General features: G+C 65.8%; 18 protein-coding genes. 10 read left to right on the top strand and 8 right to left on the bottom strand.

The genetic code is table 11. The features are described 5' to 3' along the window. Positions 1–29: 29 nt before the first annotated feature. Positions 30–1,061, bottom strand: a complete 1,032-nt coding sequence (locus AC3A4Z_RS16175) for an Lrp/AsnC family transcriptional regulator (RefSeq protein WP_498712687.1) — start codon at positions 1,059–1,061, stop codon at positions 30–32. 130 nt (positions 1,062–1,191) lie between these two features. Between AC3A4Z_RS16175 and AC3A4Z_RS16170 the strand changes: the two genes are divergently transcribed. Together AC3A4Z_RS16170 and AC3A4Z_RS16165 are read left to right on the top strand one after the other, a co-directional pair. Beyond that, the gene (locus AC3A4Z_RS16170) at positions 1,192–2,448 is read left to right on the top strand and encodes a M20 metallopeptidase family protein (protein ID WP_498712686.1); all 1,257 of its coding nucleotides are present in this window, start codon (positions 1,192–1,194) and stop codon (positions 2,446–2,448) included. A gap of 26 nt (positions 2,449–2,474) precedes the next feature. Further along, positions 2,475–3,764, top strand: coding sequence for an MFS transporter (locus AC3A4Z_RS16165; protein WP_498712685.1), 1,290 nt, complete (start codon positions 2,475–2,477; stop codon positions 3,762–3,764). A gap of 50 nt (positions 3,765–3,814) precedes the next feature. Here the strand turns inward: AC3A4Z_RS16165 and AC3A4Z_RS16160 are convergent, their stop codons facing one another. Beyond that, on the bottom strand, positions 3,815–5,134 hold the full coding sequence (locus AC3A4Z_RS16160; protein WP_498712684.1) for a CynX/NimT family MFS transporter: 1,320 nt from the start codon (positions 5,132–5,134) through the stop codon (positions 3,815–3,817). A 123-nt stretch (positions 5,135–5,257) separates the two neighbouring features. On the opposite strand from AC3A4Z_RS16160, the gene AC3A4Z_RS16155 reads away from it, so the two are divergent. The 4 genes from AC3A4Z_RS16155 to AC3A4Z_RS16140 all read left to right on the top strand — a co-directional run bounded on the left by AC3A4Z_RS16155 (position 5,258) and on the right by AC3A4Z_RS16140 (position 8,267). After that, positions 5,258–5,680, top strand: a complete 423-nt coding sequence (locus AC3A4Z_RS16155) for a hypothetical protein (RefSeq protein WP_498712683.1) — start codon at positions 5,258–5,260, stop codon at positions 5,678–5,680. Between the two features lie 33 nt (positions 5,681–5,713). Then, positions 5,714–6,637: a tRNA (guanosine(46)-N7)-methyltransferase TrmB gene (gene trmB, locus AC3A4Z_RS16150; protein ID WP_498712682.1), complete on the top strand. Its 924-nt coding sequence runs from the start codon at positions 5,714–5,716 to the stop codon at positions 6,635–6,637. Positions 6,638–6,808: 171 nt separating this feature from the next. Further along, positions 6,809–7,684 (top strand): DUF1206 domain-containing protein, encoded by an 876-nt coding sequence (locus tag AC3A4Z_RS16145; protein WP_498712681.1) that lies wholly within the window; start codon positions 6,809–6,811, stop codon positions 7,682–7,684. 169 nt (positions 7,685–7,853) lie between these two features. Then, complete coding sequence (locus tag AC3A4Z_RS16140) at positions 7,854–8,267, top strand: SRPBCC family protein (RefSeq protein WP_498712680.1); 414 nt, start codon at positions 7,854–7,856, stop codon at positions 8,265–8,267. Between the two features lie 15 nt (positions 8,268–8,282). On the opposite strand, the gene AC3A4Z_RS16135 is transcribed toward AC3A4Z_RS16140, so the two are convergent. Together AC3A4Z_RS16135 and AC3A4Z_RS16130 are read right to left on the bottom strand one after the other, a co-directional pair. Beyond that, positions 8,283–8,942 carry a zf-HC2 domain-containing protein gene (locus AC3A4Z_RS16135; RefSeq protein WP_498712679.1) on the bottom strand — a complete coding sequence of 220 codons (660 nt, stop codon included), beginning with the start codon at positions 8,940–8,942 and terminating at the stop codon, positions 8,283–8,285. Next, positions 8,939–9,439, bottom strand: a complete 501-nt coding sequence (locus tag AC3A4Z_RS16130) for a sigma-70 family RNA polymerase sigma factor (protein WP_050053334.1) — start codon at positions 9,437–9,439, stop codon at positions 8,939–8,941. Before AC3A4Z_RS16130 ends, AC3A4Z_RS16135 begins: the two co-directional genes overlap by 4 nt. Positions 9,440–9,604: 165 nt before the next feature. Between AC3A4Z_RS16130 and AC3A4Z_RS16125 the strand changes: the two genes are divergently transcribed. After that, positions 9,605–10,171: a COG4315 family predicted lipoprotein gene (locus tag AC3A4Z_RS16125; RefSeq protein WP_498712678.1), complete on the top strand. Its 567-nt coding sequence runs from the start codon at positions 9,605–9,607 to the stop codon at positions 10,169–10,171. Positions 10,172–10,195: 24 nt separating this feature from the next. Here the strand turns inward: AC3A4Z_RS16125 and AC3A4Z_RS16120 are convergent, their stop codons facing one another. The 4 genes from AC3A4Z_RS16120 to AC3A4Z_RS16105 form a co-directional block, all read right to left on the bottom strand. Then, a complete protein-coding gene (locus AC3A4Z_RS16120; RefSeq protein ID WP_498712677.1) occupies positions 10,196–10,951 on the bottom strand; it encodes a hypothetical protein in 756 nt (251 codons plus the stop codon). Then, on the bottom strand, positions 10,944–11,507 hold the full coding sequence (locus tag AC3A4Z_RS16115) for an RNA polymerase sigma factor (protein ID WP_498712676.1): 564 nt from the start codon (positions 11,505–11,507) through the stop codon (positions 10,944–10,946). The genes AC3A4Z_RS16120 and AC3A4Z_RS16115 overlap by 8 nt, the downstream gene beginning before the upstream one ends. 125 nt (positions 11,508–11,632) lie before the next feature. After that, the gene (locus AC3A4Z_RS16110; RefSeq protein WP_498712675.1) at positions 11,633–12,301 is read right to left on the bottom strand and encodes a protein tyrosine phosphatase; all 669 of its coding nucleotides are present in this window, start codon (positions 12,299–12,301) and stop codon (positions 11,633–11,635) included. A gap of 191 nt (positions 12,302–12,492) precedes the next feature. Then, positions 12,493–13,344, bottom strand: a complete 852-nt coding sequence (locus AC3A4Z_RS16105) for a DMP19 family protein (RefSeq protein WP_498712674.1) — start codon at positions 13,342–13,344, stop codon at positions 12,493–12,495. 273 nt (positions 13,345–13,617) lie between these two features. On the opposite strand from AC3A4Z_RS16105, the gene AC3A4Z_RS16100 reads away from it, so the two are divergent. The 3 genes from AC3A4Z_RS16100 to AC3A4Z_RS16090 all read left to right on the top strand — a co-directional run bounded on the left by AC3A4Z_RS16100 (position 13,618) and on the right by AC3A4Z_RS16090 (position 16,749). Beyond that, positions 13,618–14,619: an SIS domain-containing protein gene (locus tag AC3A4Z_RS16100; protein ID WP_498712673.1), complete on the top strand. Its 1,002-nt coding sequence runs from the start codon at positions 13,618–13,620 to the stop codon at positions 14,617–14,619. An 85-nt stretch (positions 14,620–14,704) separates the two neighbouring features. After that, positions 14,705–15,583 carry a PfkB family carbohydrate kinase gene (locus AC3A4Z_RS16095; protein ID WP_498712672.1) on the top strand — a complete coding sequence of 293 codons (879 nt, stop codon included), beginning with the start codon at positions 14,705–14,707 and terminating at the stop codon, positions 15,581–15,583. A gap of 62 nt (positions 15,584–15,645) precedes the next feature. Continuing rightward, positions 15,646–16,749: a LacI family DNA-binding transcriptional regulator gene (locus AC3A4Z_RS16090; RefSeq protein ID WP_498712671.1), complete on the top strand. Its 1,104-nt coding sequence runs from the start codon at positions 15,646–15,648 to the stop codon at positions 16,747–16,749. The last annotated feature ends 95 nt before the right edge of the window (positions 16,750–16,844 follow it).

Below are 16,844 nucleotides of genomic sequence, written 5' to 3'. Positions count from 1 at the left end.
GTGCCAGCTTAGCGGCCGGGTCCGCAGGCCTATCCGGCGCCTGCCACCGCCGCCGGGACGATCACCCGCCCCGTGGTGGTGGAATCCCGGTTCAGCATCCAGCCCACCCGTTTCACGGTACTCAGCATCACCACACTCTCCACGAGGTCGATACCCGGGATCCGCTGCTGCAGCGCCAGCTCGGCGTTCATCACGTCGGCCAGCGACTGCAGCCACATGATGATCACAAAGTTGGTGCGGCCCGTGGTGGAGGCGCTGAGCCGGACGTTGCGGAGGCCGCGGAGCTCGGCCGCAGCCGCTTCATGCTGACCTGGCGGGACGTTCGCGAACCACTGGCAGGTGACGGGGTAGCCGGAAAACTTCTGCGCCACTTCGCAGCGGAAGGACAGGAGCCGGCTGGCGAGGACCCGGTTCAGCTGCCGCTGCACGGTTGCGGGGTGTCGGCCGAGCGCCCGGGCGATATCGGCCGCCGTCGCCCGCCCGTCCCTCGCCAGGAAGGGAAGAAGGGCCAGGTGGCTTTCGGGCAGGGGCTCGACGACGGCTTCCGGGGGTGCGGAGCCTGCCGCCTCCGGGCCGGCCTTGGCCTGCAGCGCCGCGATCTGGGAGCGGTCCAGCACGTTCAGGCGCCAGGCGTAGCCGCCGGAGTGCAGCCTGGTGCACAGGGCGGTCTGGTACTTCAGCAGCCCCCCGATGTCCTGGAGCCGGGAAGCCACGGCCGTGGTGAACTCCTCAAGGGACTGGGTGAGGACCGTCAGCATCAAATCGCGGTTGCTGGCGGCCTCCTCGATGGTGACGATCTCCGGGACGGCGGCCAGCGCTTCTGTCACCTCGACGCGGCGGTGCATGTCGCAGTCAACGTCCACCAGCGCCAGGCACATCTGTTTGGGGTCCCCCATCAGGTGCGCCGTCACCCACGCGGCACCTGCCCCCCGGATCCGTTCCCACCTGGCCGCCAGTGTGGTGGCGTGAACGCCAAGGATTTCGCCGGCGTCGGCCCAGCTGATCCGGGGCGCGATCTCCAGCGCATTGATCAGGGCCAGGTCCTCCTCGCTCAGTTCCATACTCCTCATTGTCCGCGCTGGTGCACAAAACATGGAATATCACGAGAAGAAGTGCATGTTTCGAGGACTTTCAAAGAATGTGAACCAAGTCACCACACACTGGACTCAGCCCATTCCTTGGAGGAGAAGCATGACCATCACATCCGCGGCCAGGGAGCTCCAGCCCGAACTGATCCGGTTCCGCCACGCCATGCACCAGGAGCCGGAAATCGGCCTTGACCTGCCACGGACGCAGGAAAAAGTCCTCCAGGCATTGGACGGCCTGCCCTACCAAATCACCCTGGGCAAGGAGACGACGTCCGTCACTGCAGTCCTTCGCGGCACCGCAGGCAGCGGCGACGCATCCGGGGAAGCCGGGCGGGGGCGGCGCGTGACGCCGTCGGTCCTTTTGCGTGCCGACATGGACGGGCTGCCCGTGCAGGAGAAAACCGGCGTCGACTACACCTCCCGGCTGGACGGCGCCATGCACGCCTGCGGCCACGACCTCCACACCGCCATGCTCACGGGCGCCGCCACCCTGTTGGCCGAGAACCGGCACCGCCTGGCCGGCGATGTGGTCCTGATGTTCCAGCCCGGCGAGGAAGGCTTCGACGGCGCCAGCTACATGATCCGCGAAGGTGTCCTGGACGCGCCCGGCCGGCGCGTGGACGCCGCCTACGGCATGCACGTGTTCTCCTCGCTCGAACCGCACGGCACCTTCGCCACCAAGCCCGGCGTGATGCTCAGCGCCTCCGACGGCCTCGTAGTCACCGTGCTTGGCGCCGGCGGCCACGGCTCTGCCCCGCACGCGGCCAAAGATCCCGTGACGGCAGCTGCCGAGATGGTCACCGCTCTGCAGGTGATGATCACCCGCCAGTTCAACATGTTCGATCCCGTGGTCCTGTCCGTCGGTGTCCTCCATGCCGGCACCAAGCGGAATGTCATCCCGGAAACGGCACGGATCGAAGCCACCATCCGGACGTTCTCCGAAGCCTCCCGCGAGAAGCTGATGGACTCGATTCCCCGCCTCCTGCAGGGCATCGCGTCCGCCCATGGCCTGGAGGTGGACGTCGACTACCAGCAGGAATATCCCCTCACCATCACCGACGAGGATGAGACCCGAACTGCGGAGAACGTCATCACCGAAATGTTCGGCGATTCCCGGCTTTCCCGCTGGGCCACTCCCCTGAGCGGCTCGGAGGACTTCTCCCGGGTGCTGGCCGAGGTGCCCGGGACCTTCATCGGCCTGAGCGCCGTACCCCGCGGGGCCGACCATGCCGTGTCCCCTTTCAACCACTCACCGTACGCAACGTTTGACGACGGCGTGCTGGCTGACGGCGCCGCCCTCTACGCGGAACTGGCCATCCAGCGCCTGGCCGCACTGTCCGCGGCCCGCACCAGCTCCTGATCCACCCTTCCAGGAAGAGAACGAAGATGACCACTACCGTCAACCCGCAGCGCAGCGCGCGCACAGCAATGCGGAAAACCATCGTTGGCACCGGGATCGGCAACGCCGTCGAGTGGTACGACTGGGCAATTTACGCAACCTTCACCCCCTTCATAGCCAGCCAGTTGTTCAGCAAGGCCGACCCGGCGTCGGCCGTTCTGTCCACCCTGGCGATCTTCGCCGTCGGCTTCGTCGCCCGGCCCTTCGGCGGCTTCCTGTTCGGCTGGATCGGCGACCGCGTGGGCCGCAAGACCTCCATGACCCTCGCGGTGGGGCTGGCATCGCTCGGCAGCCTCATGATCGGCATCGCGCCCACGTTCGCCAGCATCGGCGCCTGGGCGTCACTGATGCTGCTGGTGGCCCGGCTGGTGCAGGGCCTGGCGCACGGCGGCGAGCTGCCGTCGTCGCAGACGTACCTCTCCGAGATGGCACCGAAGGAGAAACGCGGCTTCTGGGCCACCCTGATCTACACCTCCGGAACTGTGGGCATCCTCTTCGGCACGCTGCTCGGTGCCGTCCTGAACATGGCACTGAGCACTGAGGCCATGAACGCCTGGGGCTGGCGCATCCCGTTCCTGATCGGCGCCGCACTGGGCCTGTACGCCCTGATCATGCGGTCCCGGCTACACGAAACCGAGGCTTTCGAGAGCGAGTCCGGCCAGGCAAAGCGTGCCCCGATCTGGCCGCAGATTGTCCGCCACCGGAAGCAGGCCCTGCAGGTCATCGGCCTGACCGTCGGGCTCACGGTGATCTACTACATCTGGGGCGTTGTGGCCCCCAGTTACGCCACCACCGCGCTGAAGATCGACCGCGGCGAAGCCTTGTGGGCCGGCGTCGTGGGGAACATCGTGTTCATCGCAGCACTGCCGGTGTGGGGCAGGCTGTCCGACAGGATCGGCCGCAAGAAGGTGCTGTGGTCCGGCGCCGTCGGCTCCGCCCTGATGCACTTCCCGATGACCTGGCTGCTCAAGGATTCGGCATGGCAGCTGGCCGTCAGCATGTCGGTGATGCTCATCTTCATCGCCGCGAGCGCCGCGATTGTCCCGGCCGTGTACGCCGAACTCTTCCCCACCAGCATCCGCACCGTGGGCGTGGGCGTCCCGTACTCCATCTGCGTGGCGCTGTTCGGCGGCACTGCCCCGTACCTGCAGCAGTGGCTCGGCACCACCCTGCACATGCCGGACCTGTTCAACGTTTATGCCGTCCTGCTGCTGGTGGTCAGCGCAGCGTTCGTCTTCACCATCCCGGAGACGAAGGGCAAGGACCTCGCCCACTGATTCCTTCACCCGGGTAGCAGTAAGCGCCGTTGTGACCGCGACGCTTACTGCTACCCGTTTTTGTCACCGACGAAGCGGTTCCGTCCGGCGCGGTAGCCGAACACGGCCGCGAGCAGCCCCACGGCAAGGAAGAGGACGCCGGCGGGGGTGAATGATCCGGTGGCCTGGTGCAGCTGCCCCACCATCAGGGTCCCTGTGGAACCCAGGCCGTAGCCGACGCCCTGCATCATGCCCGAAAGGTGGGCTGCCGTGTGCCCGTCCCGGGTCCGCAGCATGATCATGGTCAGCGCCACCGCCGTCAGGCTGCCTTGGCCCAGTCCCAAAAGTCCTGCCCAGACCCAGACCAGCTCCAGCGGCCCGAAGATGCTCAGCGCGAAGCCGCCGCCGGTCATCAGCGCCACCACCGTGTTGATGGCCCGCTGGTCCCGGAACCGCGCAGCCAGGGCTGGTGCAAAGAGCGAGCCGAGCATCTGCAGCACGATGCTCACCGCCACGATCAGCCCCGCCGTGGCCCCGTCCACGCCCCGTTCGCGCAGGATGGGCGCCAGCCAGGCGAACCCGCTGAAGGACATCATGGCCTGCAGCACCATAAAAATGGTGACCTGCCAGGCTACCGGCGAGCGCCACACGTTCACGCCGTCCTTCACTGCCTGGTGCCGCACGGCGCGTTGCCGGACAGCCACGGGGAGGAACAGGAAAAGGACGACGGCGGCGGGCAGCGCCCAGAACCACAGCGCCTGCGTCCACTCCCCCGTCGCCGCGTAGACGGGGTAGGTGCAGCCGGCTCCGAGGGCGGCGGAGGCACAGATAGCTGTGGTGTAGAGCCCACCCATCAGGCCCAGCCGGTGGGGGAAGTCGCGTTTGACGAGCCCGGGCAGGAGCACGTTGCACAGGGCGATGGCGGCACCGCAGGCAGCGGTTCCGCCCAGCAGCGCCGGCAGGTGCGGCGGTCCGGCAGGACGGAGCAGGAGCCCTGCCGTGAGGACCGCCATGGCGCCGAGGAGGACGCGTTCGGCGCCGAAGCGTCGTGCCAGCACCGGGGCGAGGGGCGCAAACAGGCCCAGCAGTGTCACCGGGACGGTGGTCAGGACTACCACGGCCCAGCCGGGCAAGGCTGCCTGCGACGTGATTTCGGGCAGCACCGCCGAGAAACTGGAGAAGACAGTGCGCAGGTTCAGCCCGATCAGGACCAGGCACAGGCCGAGATACACGAGGGCCCTTTTGCTTCCTGTCCGGGTTGGTTCCGGCGCCGGCAGTTCATCAAACTCGGCGTCCACCAGGTTGTCCGGCCGGGGCTGGTGTGCCCGGGGCCCCGGCACATGGTCCCCGGACCGCCGCTTTTTGGCCGCCGCGTCTGTAGCTTCCGTCACCTGCCCATTCTTGCAGGACGGCCGGGGGACCAGGTTATCCACATAGGGCAAGTGGCGCCTGCCGGGCATCCGGCCGCCTCCATAGGTTGGAACCGTAACGACCGGCCCGATCAGAGGAGAAACATGGGTGTCCCGCCGCCAGAAGAGGCCCTGCCAAAAGATGCCACGGCGCCGGCCGAAGCATCCCCTGTAGTGGAAAGCCGGAATGCCCGGCGTATCCATTACGAGCGCCAGGCATCAGCGGGCGTGCTGTTGGGGGTCCTTGCCATTTTCAGCATGATCATCACTGCTCCGCTGGCCATGTTTGCGATGCTCGGCACCTATCCATCCGACGGCCCGTCACCGACGCCTTGGGTAACGCCGTTGGTGTTCTTCAGCCTGCCCCTCCTGTTTGCATTACCCTCCCTGGCGCTGGCAATTTCGGTCATTAGGAACTCCCCGGACACTTCGCCCGCGCGGTCATCGGCAGCATTTGCCTTATGCATCTCGGGGCTGGTCTTTGCGCTGGCTTTGGGGCCTGCACTGGACCAACTGGGGAACATATGATTCCGCCCTCCGGCCGCCGGTATTCTGGAAGGGATGAGCGAATCCCCAGAATCCCCCCAGCCGCAGCATGTCCCGAGGCCGGTGACCCCCGGCACGCAGGCTTCCTATGGCACGTACGGCGGCCGGCCGGTCAGCTTCGTCCGCCGCGGAACCCGCCTTCAGGGGCGCCGGCAGGCGGCCTGGGAACTGCACGCCGAGCGGTGGGCCGTGAACGTCCCCCGCCATGTGGCCAACACCTCCGTCCATCCGGACTACACGTTCGATGCCGAGTCGGAATTCGGCCGGAAGGCGCCCCTCATCGTCGAAATCGGTTCCGGCCTGGGTGACGCCATTTGCCACGCCGCCGAGCAGAATCCGGACACCGACTTCCTCGCCGTGGAGGTCTATACCCCGGGACTCGCAAACACCCTCATCAAGATCAACAGCCGCGGCCTGAGCAACGTGCGCGTGGTGGAAGCCAACGCTCCGGAAGTACTTGCCACCATGCTTCCGGAAGGATCGGTCAGCGAACTCTGGGTCTTTTTCCCCGACCCCTGGCACAAGTCGCGGCACCATAAGCGGCGCCTTATCCAGCCCGAGTTCGCGGACCTGGCCGCGCGGGCGCTCAAAAAGGGCGGGCTTTGGCGGATCGCCACTGACTGGTCCAACTATGCAGTCCACGTCCGCGACGTGCTGGCAGATTCCAAGGATTTCGAGAACCTGCACACCGGCGAGCGCGGCGGACCCGCAAGCCCGCTGACGCAGGTGTGGCAGTCGGGTGTGGAGTCAGTGGTGGGAGGAGCGCCGGTCCGGGAGGGCCGCGCACCGGTCAGTACCGAACACACCGGGCCCAACGAGGGCGTGGATGAGACGGGCGGCTGGGCGCCGCGGTTCGAGGGCCGGATCCGGACCAGCTTCGAGGCCAAGGCGCACGAAGCCGGGCGGCTGATCTTCGACCTCTGCTACCGCCGGCGGTAACCCAACGCCCAGGCCTCGGCTTTGCCGGGAAGGTTCAGCCCGGCCTCAGTGCCGAAGCGTGCCACGGAACGGGGCGTGCCACGGAATCCACATGCCGGCGACGCTCTTCCACATAGTTTCTCCCGCTGACTGGGCCGGGACCACGTCCGCGTGGCACGATGGCGGTGTGAGGTGCATGCACCGTTCGCGCTTCGGCGCCGGCACAAAGGAACAGCCATCAAAAGAGAACTGAAGCAGGCCGCGGACGCGGCCGAGAACGTCACCAACTCCCGCACCCTGGAGCTGCTGGCGAGGGCCGGCTTTGCGGCCAGCGGCATCCTGCACCTGCTGGTGGGAGCCATCTCCATCCGGCTCGCCATGGGCGGCACAGGAAATGCCGATTTCAGCGGCGCCGTGGCCGAGCTGGCCACCCAACCCGCGGGGCCCTTCCTGCTGTGGGCCAGCTTCGCCGCCTGCGCGGCCCTGGCGCTGTGGCAGGCCAGCGACGCCATATTCGACTACAACCGTCTCCCAACCAAGGAAAAGGCAGGGAAGAAGGCCAAGGCAGCAGCGCAGGCCCTCGTGTACGCAGGCCTTGCGCTGACGCTGATGTCCTTCGCGCGCGGCACGGGTTCGAGCGGGGACAACCAGCAGACAGCAAGCGACTTGACTGCCTCACTGATGAAGGCTCCCGGCGGGGTGGCCCTGCTGGTCCTGCTGGGCGCCGGCATCGCCGTGACCGGGGTGGCTTACGGCATCCGCGGCGCGCGGAAATCGTTCCAGAAGCAGCTGGCCATGCCCGCAAACCCCACGGCAAGGAAGGCCGTCACCGTGCTGGGCGTGACTGGGTATGTAGCCAAAGGGACGGTGTTGCTGCTGACCGGCCTGCTGATTGCCATTGCCACCCTCGAGGCACATCCCGAAGAATCCACGGGATTGGATGGCGCCCTGAGGGCACTGCGGGACCAGCCCTTCGGCTTATATGTCCTGGCGGCCGTGGGCGCGGGACTGATCTGTTACGGCGTCTACATGGTGGTCCGGGCGCGCTTGGCGAAGATGGTCCAGTAGGGTCGCCTGAAGCAGGCAATACCGGTAACCCGCCGCGCCCCGGTCCGGGTCGGGCCAACAGGTGCGCATAGGGTTGGACCATGCCCCAGGTACGCGCCGAACGCTTCATCCGCATTGACCCGGACACCGCTTTCGCCTTCTCCCAGACCACCGGCGCCTTCCGGCTCAAGTGGGATCCGTTCATCGCCGGACAACACTTCCTGGGCGGAGCCGTCACCGCAGGCAAGGGTGTTCGCACCCGCACCCGCTCGCGCCTCGGCCTGGGAATGGTGAGCGAGTATATCTCCTACGCCCCGCCCAAAAACGTTGGCATGACCATGGTGTCCGCCCCTGGTTCTTCGAAAACTTCGGCGGCGGCTGGCGGTTCACCGCGGACGGCAGCGGCACGCGGGCAGTCTGGAAGTACACCTTTTCCTGCCGCCCGGCCCTGCTGCGGCCGGTGATGGAGCGGATCGGCACCTGGCTGCTGGGTCGGGAAATCGAGAAACGGATCGAAGCCTTTGCGCGGGCCTGCGAAAACCCGGCCCTGTTGGCGGAGTTCCGCGCGCTGGAACCAAGAACCACGAACGGGCAGCAGCACTAGCTCCCGGCGAAGCACTCACGGTACGGTGATCACCGCAACCGCGTGCTGTGTGCCGTCCCGCAGTTCCACACTGGAGATGCTGCCCAGCTGGATGGGCGTTGCCCCGGTGACCTTGACCCGGCCGCTGGGGGTGGCCGTCCAGGCGCAGGCGCGGTCCTCCCCGCCGGCGCGGTCCCGGACCCACAGCGACAACGTGCCGTCGGCCGGGAGGCTGCTGCCGTTCACCGCCAGCTCCGTTCCCCAGGTCTTGCGGGCCAAATCGATGCTGAACTGCAGTCCGCCGCTGGACTGCACGGAGTAGGTGGCATCGGGCTGGGGTGCCCGGCCCAGAAGCGGACCTACGGCCAGTCCCACGGCGAGGCAGGCGGCGGCGACGGCGGCCGCCAGCGCTGCCCACCGCCGTCGTACTTTACGACGGCGGCTGGCAAGTTTGGCGAGGAGGGTCACCGGGACTGAGGCGGAGGCCGGAGCCGCAGCGGACGGAACAGCGGTCAGCGCCACGGCGTCCGGCACGGGAACGGCGTCCAGCAGGACGGGCACCTTCTCCAGCCGGGACAGTTCCTCCCGGCATTGCGCACACTCCTGGAGGTGGTCTTCAAAGCTCTTCAGGTCAGCGCGATCCAGCCCGCCCAGCAGGTAGGCGCCCAGCAGTTGGTGGAGCCCGGAGGCGTTCACCGTTCCACCCCCATTTCATCCAGGATGGTCCGCAGGGCCCGCACGGCGTAATAGGCGCGGGATTTCACCGTTCCACTGGGGATGTTCAGCTGCACGGCTGCCTCGTTGACGGTGAAGCGCCTGTAGTGCAGGGCCACCAGGACATCCCGGTGTTCACTGCTGAGGCGGAGCAGCGCCTCTTCGATCAGCACCCGGTTCAAGAGTTCGTCCACCCGCTCCACGGCTTCGGCGTGACCGCTGAGCCCGTCGTCCAGCGCTTCCGCCGGGCGGCGTTGGGCACGGCGGTAATTGTCGATCATGATATTCCTCGCGGTCCGGAACAGATAGCTGCGGAGGCTGCCGGTGACCTCAGGGGCGTGCTGCCAGACCCGGAGCACGGTTTCCTGGACCACGTCCTCGGCAAGCTGGGGGTCGCGGGAGGCGCTGAGCACAAAGCGGCGGAGGGCCGGGCCGTGTTCGCGGTAAATGGACTCCACGACGTCGTCGTCTAGCGGCATTCGGCGGACCTCCTGTCCCGGCCTCCGGCACGGCCCTTCCGCGCTCCCCGGCTGGTACAACGTCCCCGGGCGGGATCTGGTTCAACGTGAACCATTCTTCACCCAGGTGCGTCGTACAGGTTAGCGTCCGGCGACCGGCGCCGGGCACCACCAAAGGAGCAATCCATGAAACAGCATGTGCTGGGGGCAGGCCTCGCAATCCTGGCCCTGACGGCGGCCCTGACCGGGTGTGCCGGCGGCAGCGGAACCACTCCTGCGGCCACCAGTCCGGCTGTCACTGCAGGCTCACCCCCGGCCTCGGCGACCGCCCCGGCTGCCTCCGTGTCCCCGCCCTCCGCAACGTCATCCTCAGCGGCGAGTGCCGGCGTTGACCTGAAGACTGCATCCTCCAGCGCGGGCACCATCGTGGTGGACGCCAAAGGTATGAGCCTCTATTTCTTCACCAAGGACGTGAAGGACTCGGGCACCAGTGCCTGCACCGGCGCATGCCTGACGGCCTGGCCGCCCCTCCTCACCACCTCTGATACACCCAAGGTCGAAGGGGTCACCGGGACCGTAGGCACCATCACCACGCCGGAAGGCGCAAAGCAGGTCACCCTGAACGGCATGCCGCTGTACTACTACGCCAAAGACACCAAGGCCGGCGACATCGTGGGACAGGGCGTCAACGACGTCTGGTACCTGGCGGATCCGTCCGGCGAAATGATCAAGATGGGCGCTTCCGGGTACTGACCGGAGGCACCGGGCCGAATCATGTCAGGGAAGCGGGACAGCCGGCAGCGTCCCCGGCAGGGGAACCTGCGAGGGGACCGGCACCTCCGGTTGCTTGCCCAGGCCGTTGGCGATCTGCCCGGGAATTGCTCCGGGCAGGGTTTCTGAAGCGGGAACTTCCCCGGGCGCTCCCGGGGAAGTTCGCTGGCCATTGGCGGTCTCCGCCGCCGCAGGACCGCCCGACGGCGGCGTGGCCGTCGGGTGCGCTGCGGCGGGGTCCGCCGGGATCGAAGCCGGGTCCACGGCTGGAGTGCCGTCGGGCACTGCAGCGGGAGCCGTGGGCGCAGGGGTGGCGGGCTTGCCCGCCTGATCCCCGGCGGCTCCGGCGGAACCGGTGATAAAGGCGGTCACGGCCTGGTTGAGCTGCGTGAACGAGTGGCGGACGCCCTGGTCCGAAGCCGCGGCAACGGCCCCGCCGGCACCGAGTGATACGGCCACCGACAAGGTGGCGAGGGCGATCCGGCGCTTGGCCCGGCGGCGGGCCGCGAGCTCGTCAACGGGAGCCGCAGGGGCTTCGGCAGCTGGGACTGCCGATGCTTCCACGGTGGGGACCGCTGGTGCTTCAGCGCCAGGCGCGCCGGCCATAAGCGCCAGCAGTTCGGCGGAAGGCTGCGGGGCAACGGTGCCCAGTGCCTGGAGCTCCAGAAGGACAGGACGGAGCTGGCTGTCGCCTCCCAGGTCTGCTTCCAACAGCAGCTGGTCCACTGTCCCGTCACGGCGGAATCCTGCGGTGTCACTCATGGTTTGCCTGGTTTCTTTTGAGCGTCTGTGCCTTGAGGTTGTGAAGGGCCCTGCGTTGAAGCTGCTTGATGGCCCCTTCGCTTTTGCCCATGATGCCGGCCACCTGTTCAATCGAAAGGTCCGCCACCACGCGCAGGGCCAGCACTTCCTGGTGTTCGTCGCTGAGGCCTTGCAGCATTGCTTCGGCACCGCCGTTCAGCCCTACCGCGTGATCTTCCGCGGAGGGTGTGCTGCGGCTGTCCTCCTGCGGGTCATAGGGGCTCAGCTGGGGCCGGCGTTCCAGCCGCCGGTAGTGGTCAACCATCCGTGCATGCGCAATCGAGAACAGCAGTGACTTTGCGCCCTGCAGTCCGCCGGCGAGGCCGCTGATTTTTGGGAAAAAGGCCAGGAACACGTCCTGGGTGACCGCTTCGGGATCGTCCACACCCCGTGCCTTGAGATAGCCCAGCACCGGACCGGCGAAGGTCCGGTAGGCCACGCCGAAGAGCGCTGCCGGGTCGGTTCCGGCGGCGTCATCGAATATGTCGGTCTCTTCTTGGGCCAAAGTGTCTGGCACCAGCGGCTCCTCCGTCCCGGGGCGGGGCCATGCGCGTCCCGGTTTAGGCTGCGGTCTGCGGGACTGGCGTACTGCGGGAAACGGAGTCTGTCCCGTTTCCCGCAGTACACACTAGCCAAGCCCGCTTAGCGGATGGAAACGGAGGGTGCGTCCACCACGTCGCCGGCGTCGCCGGGAACTGCAGGCACGGCAGGAACCGCGGGCTCGCCGTCGACACCAGGAACGGCGGGGATTGCCGGAACGGCGGGCAGCTCGGGACGCTCTACTTCAACAGCGGCGGAGCCGGCTGCTTCAGCGCCTGCCGTTGCGGCGGCGTCAGCCTGGGCCACGACGTCGTCGCAGAAGCTTCCGATGTTCGCTTCGCCCTGCGCGGCAATGGCCAGCGAAGAGAAGCCTTCGGAGGAAGCGTTCAGGCCGCCGTTGGCGAAGGCGGTGCAAAGGCCGAGGGATGCGGCGCCGGCTGCGTCAACAGCGGTGCCGGCCGCAGCGGAAACAGAGGCGCGGGCAGCAACGTTCTCGTCCGAAACAGCGGCGTCGCCGGCGGCTTCGGCATCAGCGTCGGTGGAGGCGTTGGCTGCAGCGTCTGCAGCGGCGTCGGCGGCTGCCTGGCCCTCGGCTGCTTCTGCGGCAAGCTTCGGGGCCGGGGCGCCGAAGAGGTCGTGGGCGCTCTGCTGCGCTTCGGTGGGCAGAACGCCGGTTACAGCAGCGGCTCCGGTGCCGCCGACGGCGATGGTGCCGGCTGCCAGTACTCCGGCAGCGACTTTGCTGGTGGCGAGAACGGTGAACAACGACATAAGAACTCCAAAACCTAGACAACACGTTCGATTCGGGCCCGGCGGGCAGGCCCATCACCTCCTACATCGCCGAGGACGGCGGAAAGGTTACGGAACGCAGAATCTTTTTTTCGGGGCCCTTCAGACAGGCGTTGCCAGCAGGCACTGCCGGGCAAGCAGGCGGGGCGCTGCCGGCGCCCCGCCTGGCCCGGCTACGCGTCGATCATTGCTGCGTCGGCTTCCTCGAACTCCACCGCCGCCACGATCTCCTGGGTTTCGGGGTTGATCATAAAGGCCTCGTCGTCGTCCTCGACCATGAGGAAGTCGCCGTGGCTGGTGGAGAAGTACCAAGCGATGGTCTTGTCGCCGTCGTGCACGTAGTTGGGATCGCCCATGGTGATTTTGATGAGCTCGTATCCGGCGATGCTGCAGAGTTCGCGGATGATGATCTCGAAGTCCGGGGCATCTTCCAGGGCCTCGGCGTCGGCCTGCGCCTGGCGTTCCGGCAGGTCCGGGATCTGGCTGGCGAGACGCTCGATGTAGGCGCCGATCTCCTCGTCGTCCAGCACCAGCAGGTCGGCCTGGCCACGGAGCCATGCCCCGTTAAGGGCCGTGATGTTTTCGCTCTCCAGCAGCTCCTCGAACTCGCCGTCGAGCTCCTCCATCCGGAGGACGCCGTCGGGCGTTTCACCGGTTTCTTCAAGGCCGCCGTCGAGGTAGTGCTCCTCGTCTTCCTCGGACAGGTCATCGAAGGCTTCAACGGCGCGGTTGAAGAGGCTGAGGTGCGCCGTTGCGCCCATTCCCGCCATTCCTTCGCGGATCAGGGTGTCCGTTTCGGACCGGTCGACGGCGGTGAACACGTACTGCGCAAAGCCGCCCTCGAGTGCCTGGCTGAGGTAGAAGTCCACGTAGTAGCTGCGCACCGCGACAGGTGACATCTCCTCCGTGTGGAGCAGGGCGGTATGCATGGCATCCACGATGGTGACATTGGCTTCCACCACGTCCTCATCATGTGACGCGATGCTGCTGCTGGTCAGGACGACGGGCTGCTGGCTGGCGATCATGGCAATCCTCACTGCTTTCGCGGGTGGTGCTCGAACGCTTTTCACGCTACGTGCGCAAGGTACCTCCGGCGTTGAGGGCGAAATGAACGTCAGGCGAAGTTTATGACGCGGCTTTCCCCAGTTTCGTCCCTGCCCGCCGGAATCCGGGTTCTTCCCGATTTCTTCGAGCGACCTATTGACCAGGTCCGGCCTGCATGAAACCATAATGAGCAGTTGTGATACCGGTATCAAATATATACCAATGCAACTAATCCATAAACGAAAGGACCGCTCGTGCTCGGCTTCAAAGAAGAGGAATTCCTCGCCCAGACCCGCAGTGCACTCGCGCTGCAAGGACAGATCGAACAGTTCGTGGATGCCGTTCAGGAACGGGATTTCGACAACCTTTTCCTCATCGGCGCGGGCGGCACCTACGCCGCGATGCTGCCCTACGAACACCTGATCCGCTCACGTTCCACCCTTCCCGTACGGGCCGCAATCGGCAAAGAGCTGATGCTGACGGGCGACCCCGCCTTCGGGCCCGGCTCTATCGCAGTTTTTGCTTCCGTGTCCGGGACTACGGAAGACATCCTCGAAGCGATCGAATTCGCGAAAGCCAAAGGTGCCTACACGGTAGGTTTCACCGGCTTCGGCGACAGTCCTTTTGCCAGGTCTTTGGACGTCGCCCTGATCACCGAACCCAAGACCTGGCCGTTTGACATCCCGCTGCTGCTTCTGGCCACGCGTCTTCTGGCCGCGCGGGGAGAGTTTGAGGGCTACGAGGAATTTGCGGGTGAACTCCAGAGCATCCCCGAAGTCCTCATGGAAGTTGCACGACAAGCGGAACCCGTGGCGGCAGCCTTCGCGGAACGAAACAAGGAGGCCGGCTACCACTTCCTGGTCGGTGCCGGCAATCTCTGGGGCTTCACCTATCTGTACTCGATGTGCATTCTCGAGGAAATGCAGTGGTTGCGCACCACGCGAGTGCATGGTGCTGAATTTTTCCACGGGTCACTGGAGCTGATCGAGGAAGACACCAGCCTCGTGCTCTTCCTGGGCGAAGATGAAAGCAGGCCACTGATGGAACGGGTGGTCAAGTTCGCTGAGAACTACAACAGAAACACCACCATCCTGGACACCAAGGACTACGAGCTGGCGGGAATCAGTGCACGGTTCCGGGGGCTGCTGGCACCACTGGTTCTGGACACTGTGGCGGACCGGATCAGCAAGCACTTGGAGCGGGTCCGCAACCACTCGCTGGACCTGCGCCGGTACTACCGGGTCGTTGAATACTGACAGACCTCTGCCGCGCCCCTTCCCGGGGGCGCGGCAGCTTCACCCGGCTGCCTGCCGGAGACACCGCCGTTGAGACAGGATGAGCATGAAAGTAATTGGGTTCGGGGACAACATCGTGGACCGGTTCCTGGACCGGGAAGTCATGTACCCGGGGGGAAACTGTGTTAACTTTGCGGTCCTGGCACGCCGCCTTGGCCTGGAGTCCGCCTACATGGGTGTCTTCGGTTCTGATGAGCTGGGTGCCTTTGTCCGTTCGGCGATTGAAGCGGAAGGCGTGGACATCAGCAGGTGCCAGACCCGTCCAGGACCGAATGGCGTCACGGAGATCAAGGTTATCGACGGGGATCGAATCTTCCTGGGCTGGAACGAAGGAGGCGTTACCATCAGTCAACCCTTTGTGCTGGGGCCGGAACACCGGGAGTATCTCGCTGCCGCTGCCATTGTCCATTCAAGCGTCTACTCCGCCTCTGAAGACCAACTCCCGTCACTGCGGGCGGCGGGACCCCTGGTGAGCTTCGATTATTCCTGGGAGCCGGAGCGCAGGACTGACTCCTATTTGCGGCGCACCGCGCCCTTCGTCGATCTGGCCCTCCTGTCCGCGGGGGACGCACCTTTGGAGGCCGTAGAGGATGAGCTCACCCGGGTAACAGCTGCAGGCGCGTCGCTCGCCGTTGCCACGAGAGGGGCCGTCGGGGCAGTAATGTACGACGGCGGGCGGTTCTTCACCCAACCCGCGGCACCAACGGTTGGGCATAAATTCGCGGATACCATGGGCTGCGGAGATGCGTTCGTCACCGGTCTGGCAGTAAGTCTGCTGCGGTCCGGATGGTCGCGGGACTTCCTTCCCAACCCGGGGTCCCTGCGCTCAGCCCTCGCTTTCGCCGCAGAAACGGCCGCTGAGCAGTGCTATGTGGAAGCTGCCTTTGGTCACGGCCGCCCGGTCGCTGCAGCAACTAGGATCTGAAGCTGGGGTTGTCCATGCATCGGAGCCGCGCCAGCGCGATTCCAAGACCAGAAGGGGACCGGATGTCGCCGGATCATCAGCACACGGGTGCTCCGACCATTTCCGAGGTGGCCGCTGCCGCTGGAGTTGGCAGGGCGACTGTGGCACGTACTCTGGGCAACTACGGTTCCGTCAGCGACGCCACCCGTGCCAAAGTGTTGCGGGCGGCGGAGCGTTTGGGGTATCAGGCCAACACCTTGGCACGGAGCATGAGCACGGGCATCACCAAAACCCTGGGAATTGTCCTGGCAGACGTGGCCAACCCCTTCTTTTCGGGGGTTCTCAGGGGCATCTCCGAGGCGGCCAGGCAGGCCGGTTACGATGCCATCATCCTGAGCACGGACGAGAAACTGGAACTGGAGCGCGACGCCATCAGGGTCCTGCTGGCCAAACAGGTTGATGGCCTTGTTGTCGCGTCGGCGGCGGGCAGGAGCGATGACGTCTCCCATCTTTCCAACGCCATCGAAAGGGGGATACCGGTGGTCCTCATTGACCGCCTTGTTGATGGCCTGGACATCGACTCGGTGGTCATTGACAACCGTGAGGCCTCGCGCGCCGCGGTCTCATCAATGATCCAGAATGGACACCGCCGAATAGCCTTTGCCTGGGGTCCGGTGACTCTCAGTCCCGCAACTGACCTCCAGCAGATGCACAGCATTCTTGACGAAGCGCTCTGGAGCGACGGTGAACGCCTTCGCGGTTATCTCGATGCCCTGGAAGAAGCAGGGATACCGTTCGACACTGCCCTGGTGACTCATGTCCTGAAAAATGAAAAACAGGCAACCAGGGCCATTGGTGGGATGTTGTCTTTGGCCGACCCGCCAACTGCCATATTCACCACGGAAACCGAGGCCACCGTGGGAGCCCTGCGCGCATTGCAGACGCACAACCTTCAGATCCTCAAGGACGTGTCCCTGATCGGCTTCGACGACAGCCCGTGGGCTGCCGTCATGGAACCTCCCCTGACCATGATCGAGCAGCCCATGCGCCAACTCGGTGCCACTGCTGCACAGCAGCTCCTGGCGCGCATCAGTGGCGATACATCGGAACCCAAGAAGCACGTTCTGCCGTCCACCCTTATAACCCGCTCTTCCGACGGACCCGTTCCTTCGCGCGCAACACTTTAGCCGCCCCGGAAAGTATTTCCGCCAAAACCCCTTCCCCGCGGAAGGCTAATCATGATTCACTGTGGTACCGGTATCAGCCATTCTCAAACTGCTCC

Source organism: Arthrobacter sp. Soil_C_49, from assembly GCF_057656635.1.
Note: the sequence above shows the minus strand (reverse complement) of the source record. Positions and strands in the feature narration are given on the sequence as shown.

Coding starts and splice junctions, on each gene's coding strand:
- AC3A4Z_RS16110 (WP_498712675.1), bottom strand. CDS start 12,301: ATGTCGTTGTTCACCGTTCTCGCCACCAGCAAAGTCGCTGCCGGAGTA.
- AC3A4Z_RS16170 (WP_498712686.1), top strand. CDS start 1,192: ATGACCATCACATCCGCGGCCAGGGAGCTCCAGCCCGAACTGATCCGG.
- AC3A4Z_RS16175 (WP_498712687.1), bottom strand. CDS start 1,061: ATGGAACTGAGCGAGGAGGACCTGGCCCTGATCAATGCGCTGGAGATC.
- AC3A4Z_RS16095 (WP_498712672.1), top strand. CDS start 14,705: ATGAAAGTAATTGGGTTCGGGGACAACATCGTGGACCGGTTCCTGGAC.
- AC3A4Z_RS16155 (WP_498712683.1), top strand. CDS start 5,258: ATGGGTGTCCCGCCGCCAGAAGAGGCCCTGCCAAAAGATGCCACGGCG.
- AC3A4Z_RS16165 (WP_498712685.1), top strand. CDS start 2,475: ATGACCACTACCGTCAACCCGCAGCGCAGCGCGCGCACAGCAATGCGG.
- AC3A4Z_RS16130 (WP_050053334.1), bottom strand. CDS start 9,439: ATGCCGCTAGACGACGACGTCGTGGAGTCCATTTACCGCGAACACGGC.
- AC3A4Z_RS16090 (WP_498712671.1), top strand. CDS start 15,646: ATGTCGCCGGATCATCAGCACACGGGTGCTCCGACCATTTCCGAGGTG.
- AC3A4Z_RS16105 (WP_498712674.1), bottom strand. CDS start 13,344: ATGATCGCCAGCCAGCAGCCCGTCGTCCTGACCAGCAGCAGCATCGCG.
- AC3A4Z_RS16125 (WP_498712678.1), top strand. CDS start 9,605: ATGAAACAGCATGTGCTGGGGGCAGGCCTCGCAATCCTGGCCCTGACG.
- trmB (WP_498712682.1), top strand. CDS start 5,714: ATGAGCGAATCCCCAGAATCCCCCCAGCCGCAGCATGTCCCGAGGCCG.
- AC3A4Z_RS16120 (WP_498712677.1), bottom strand. CDS start 10,951: ATGAGTGACACCGCAGGATTCCGCCGTGACGGGACAGTGGACCAGCTG.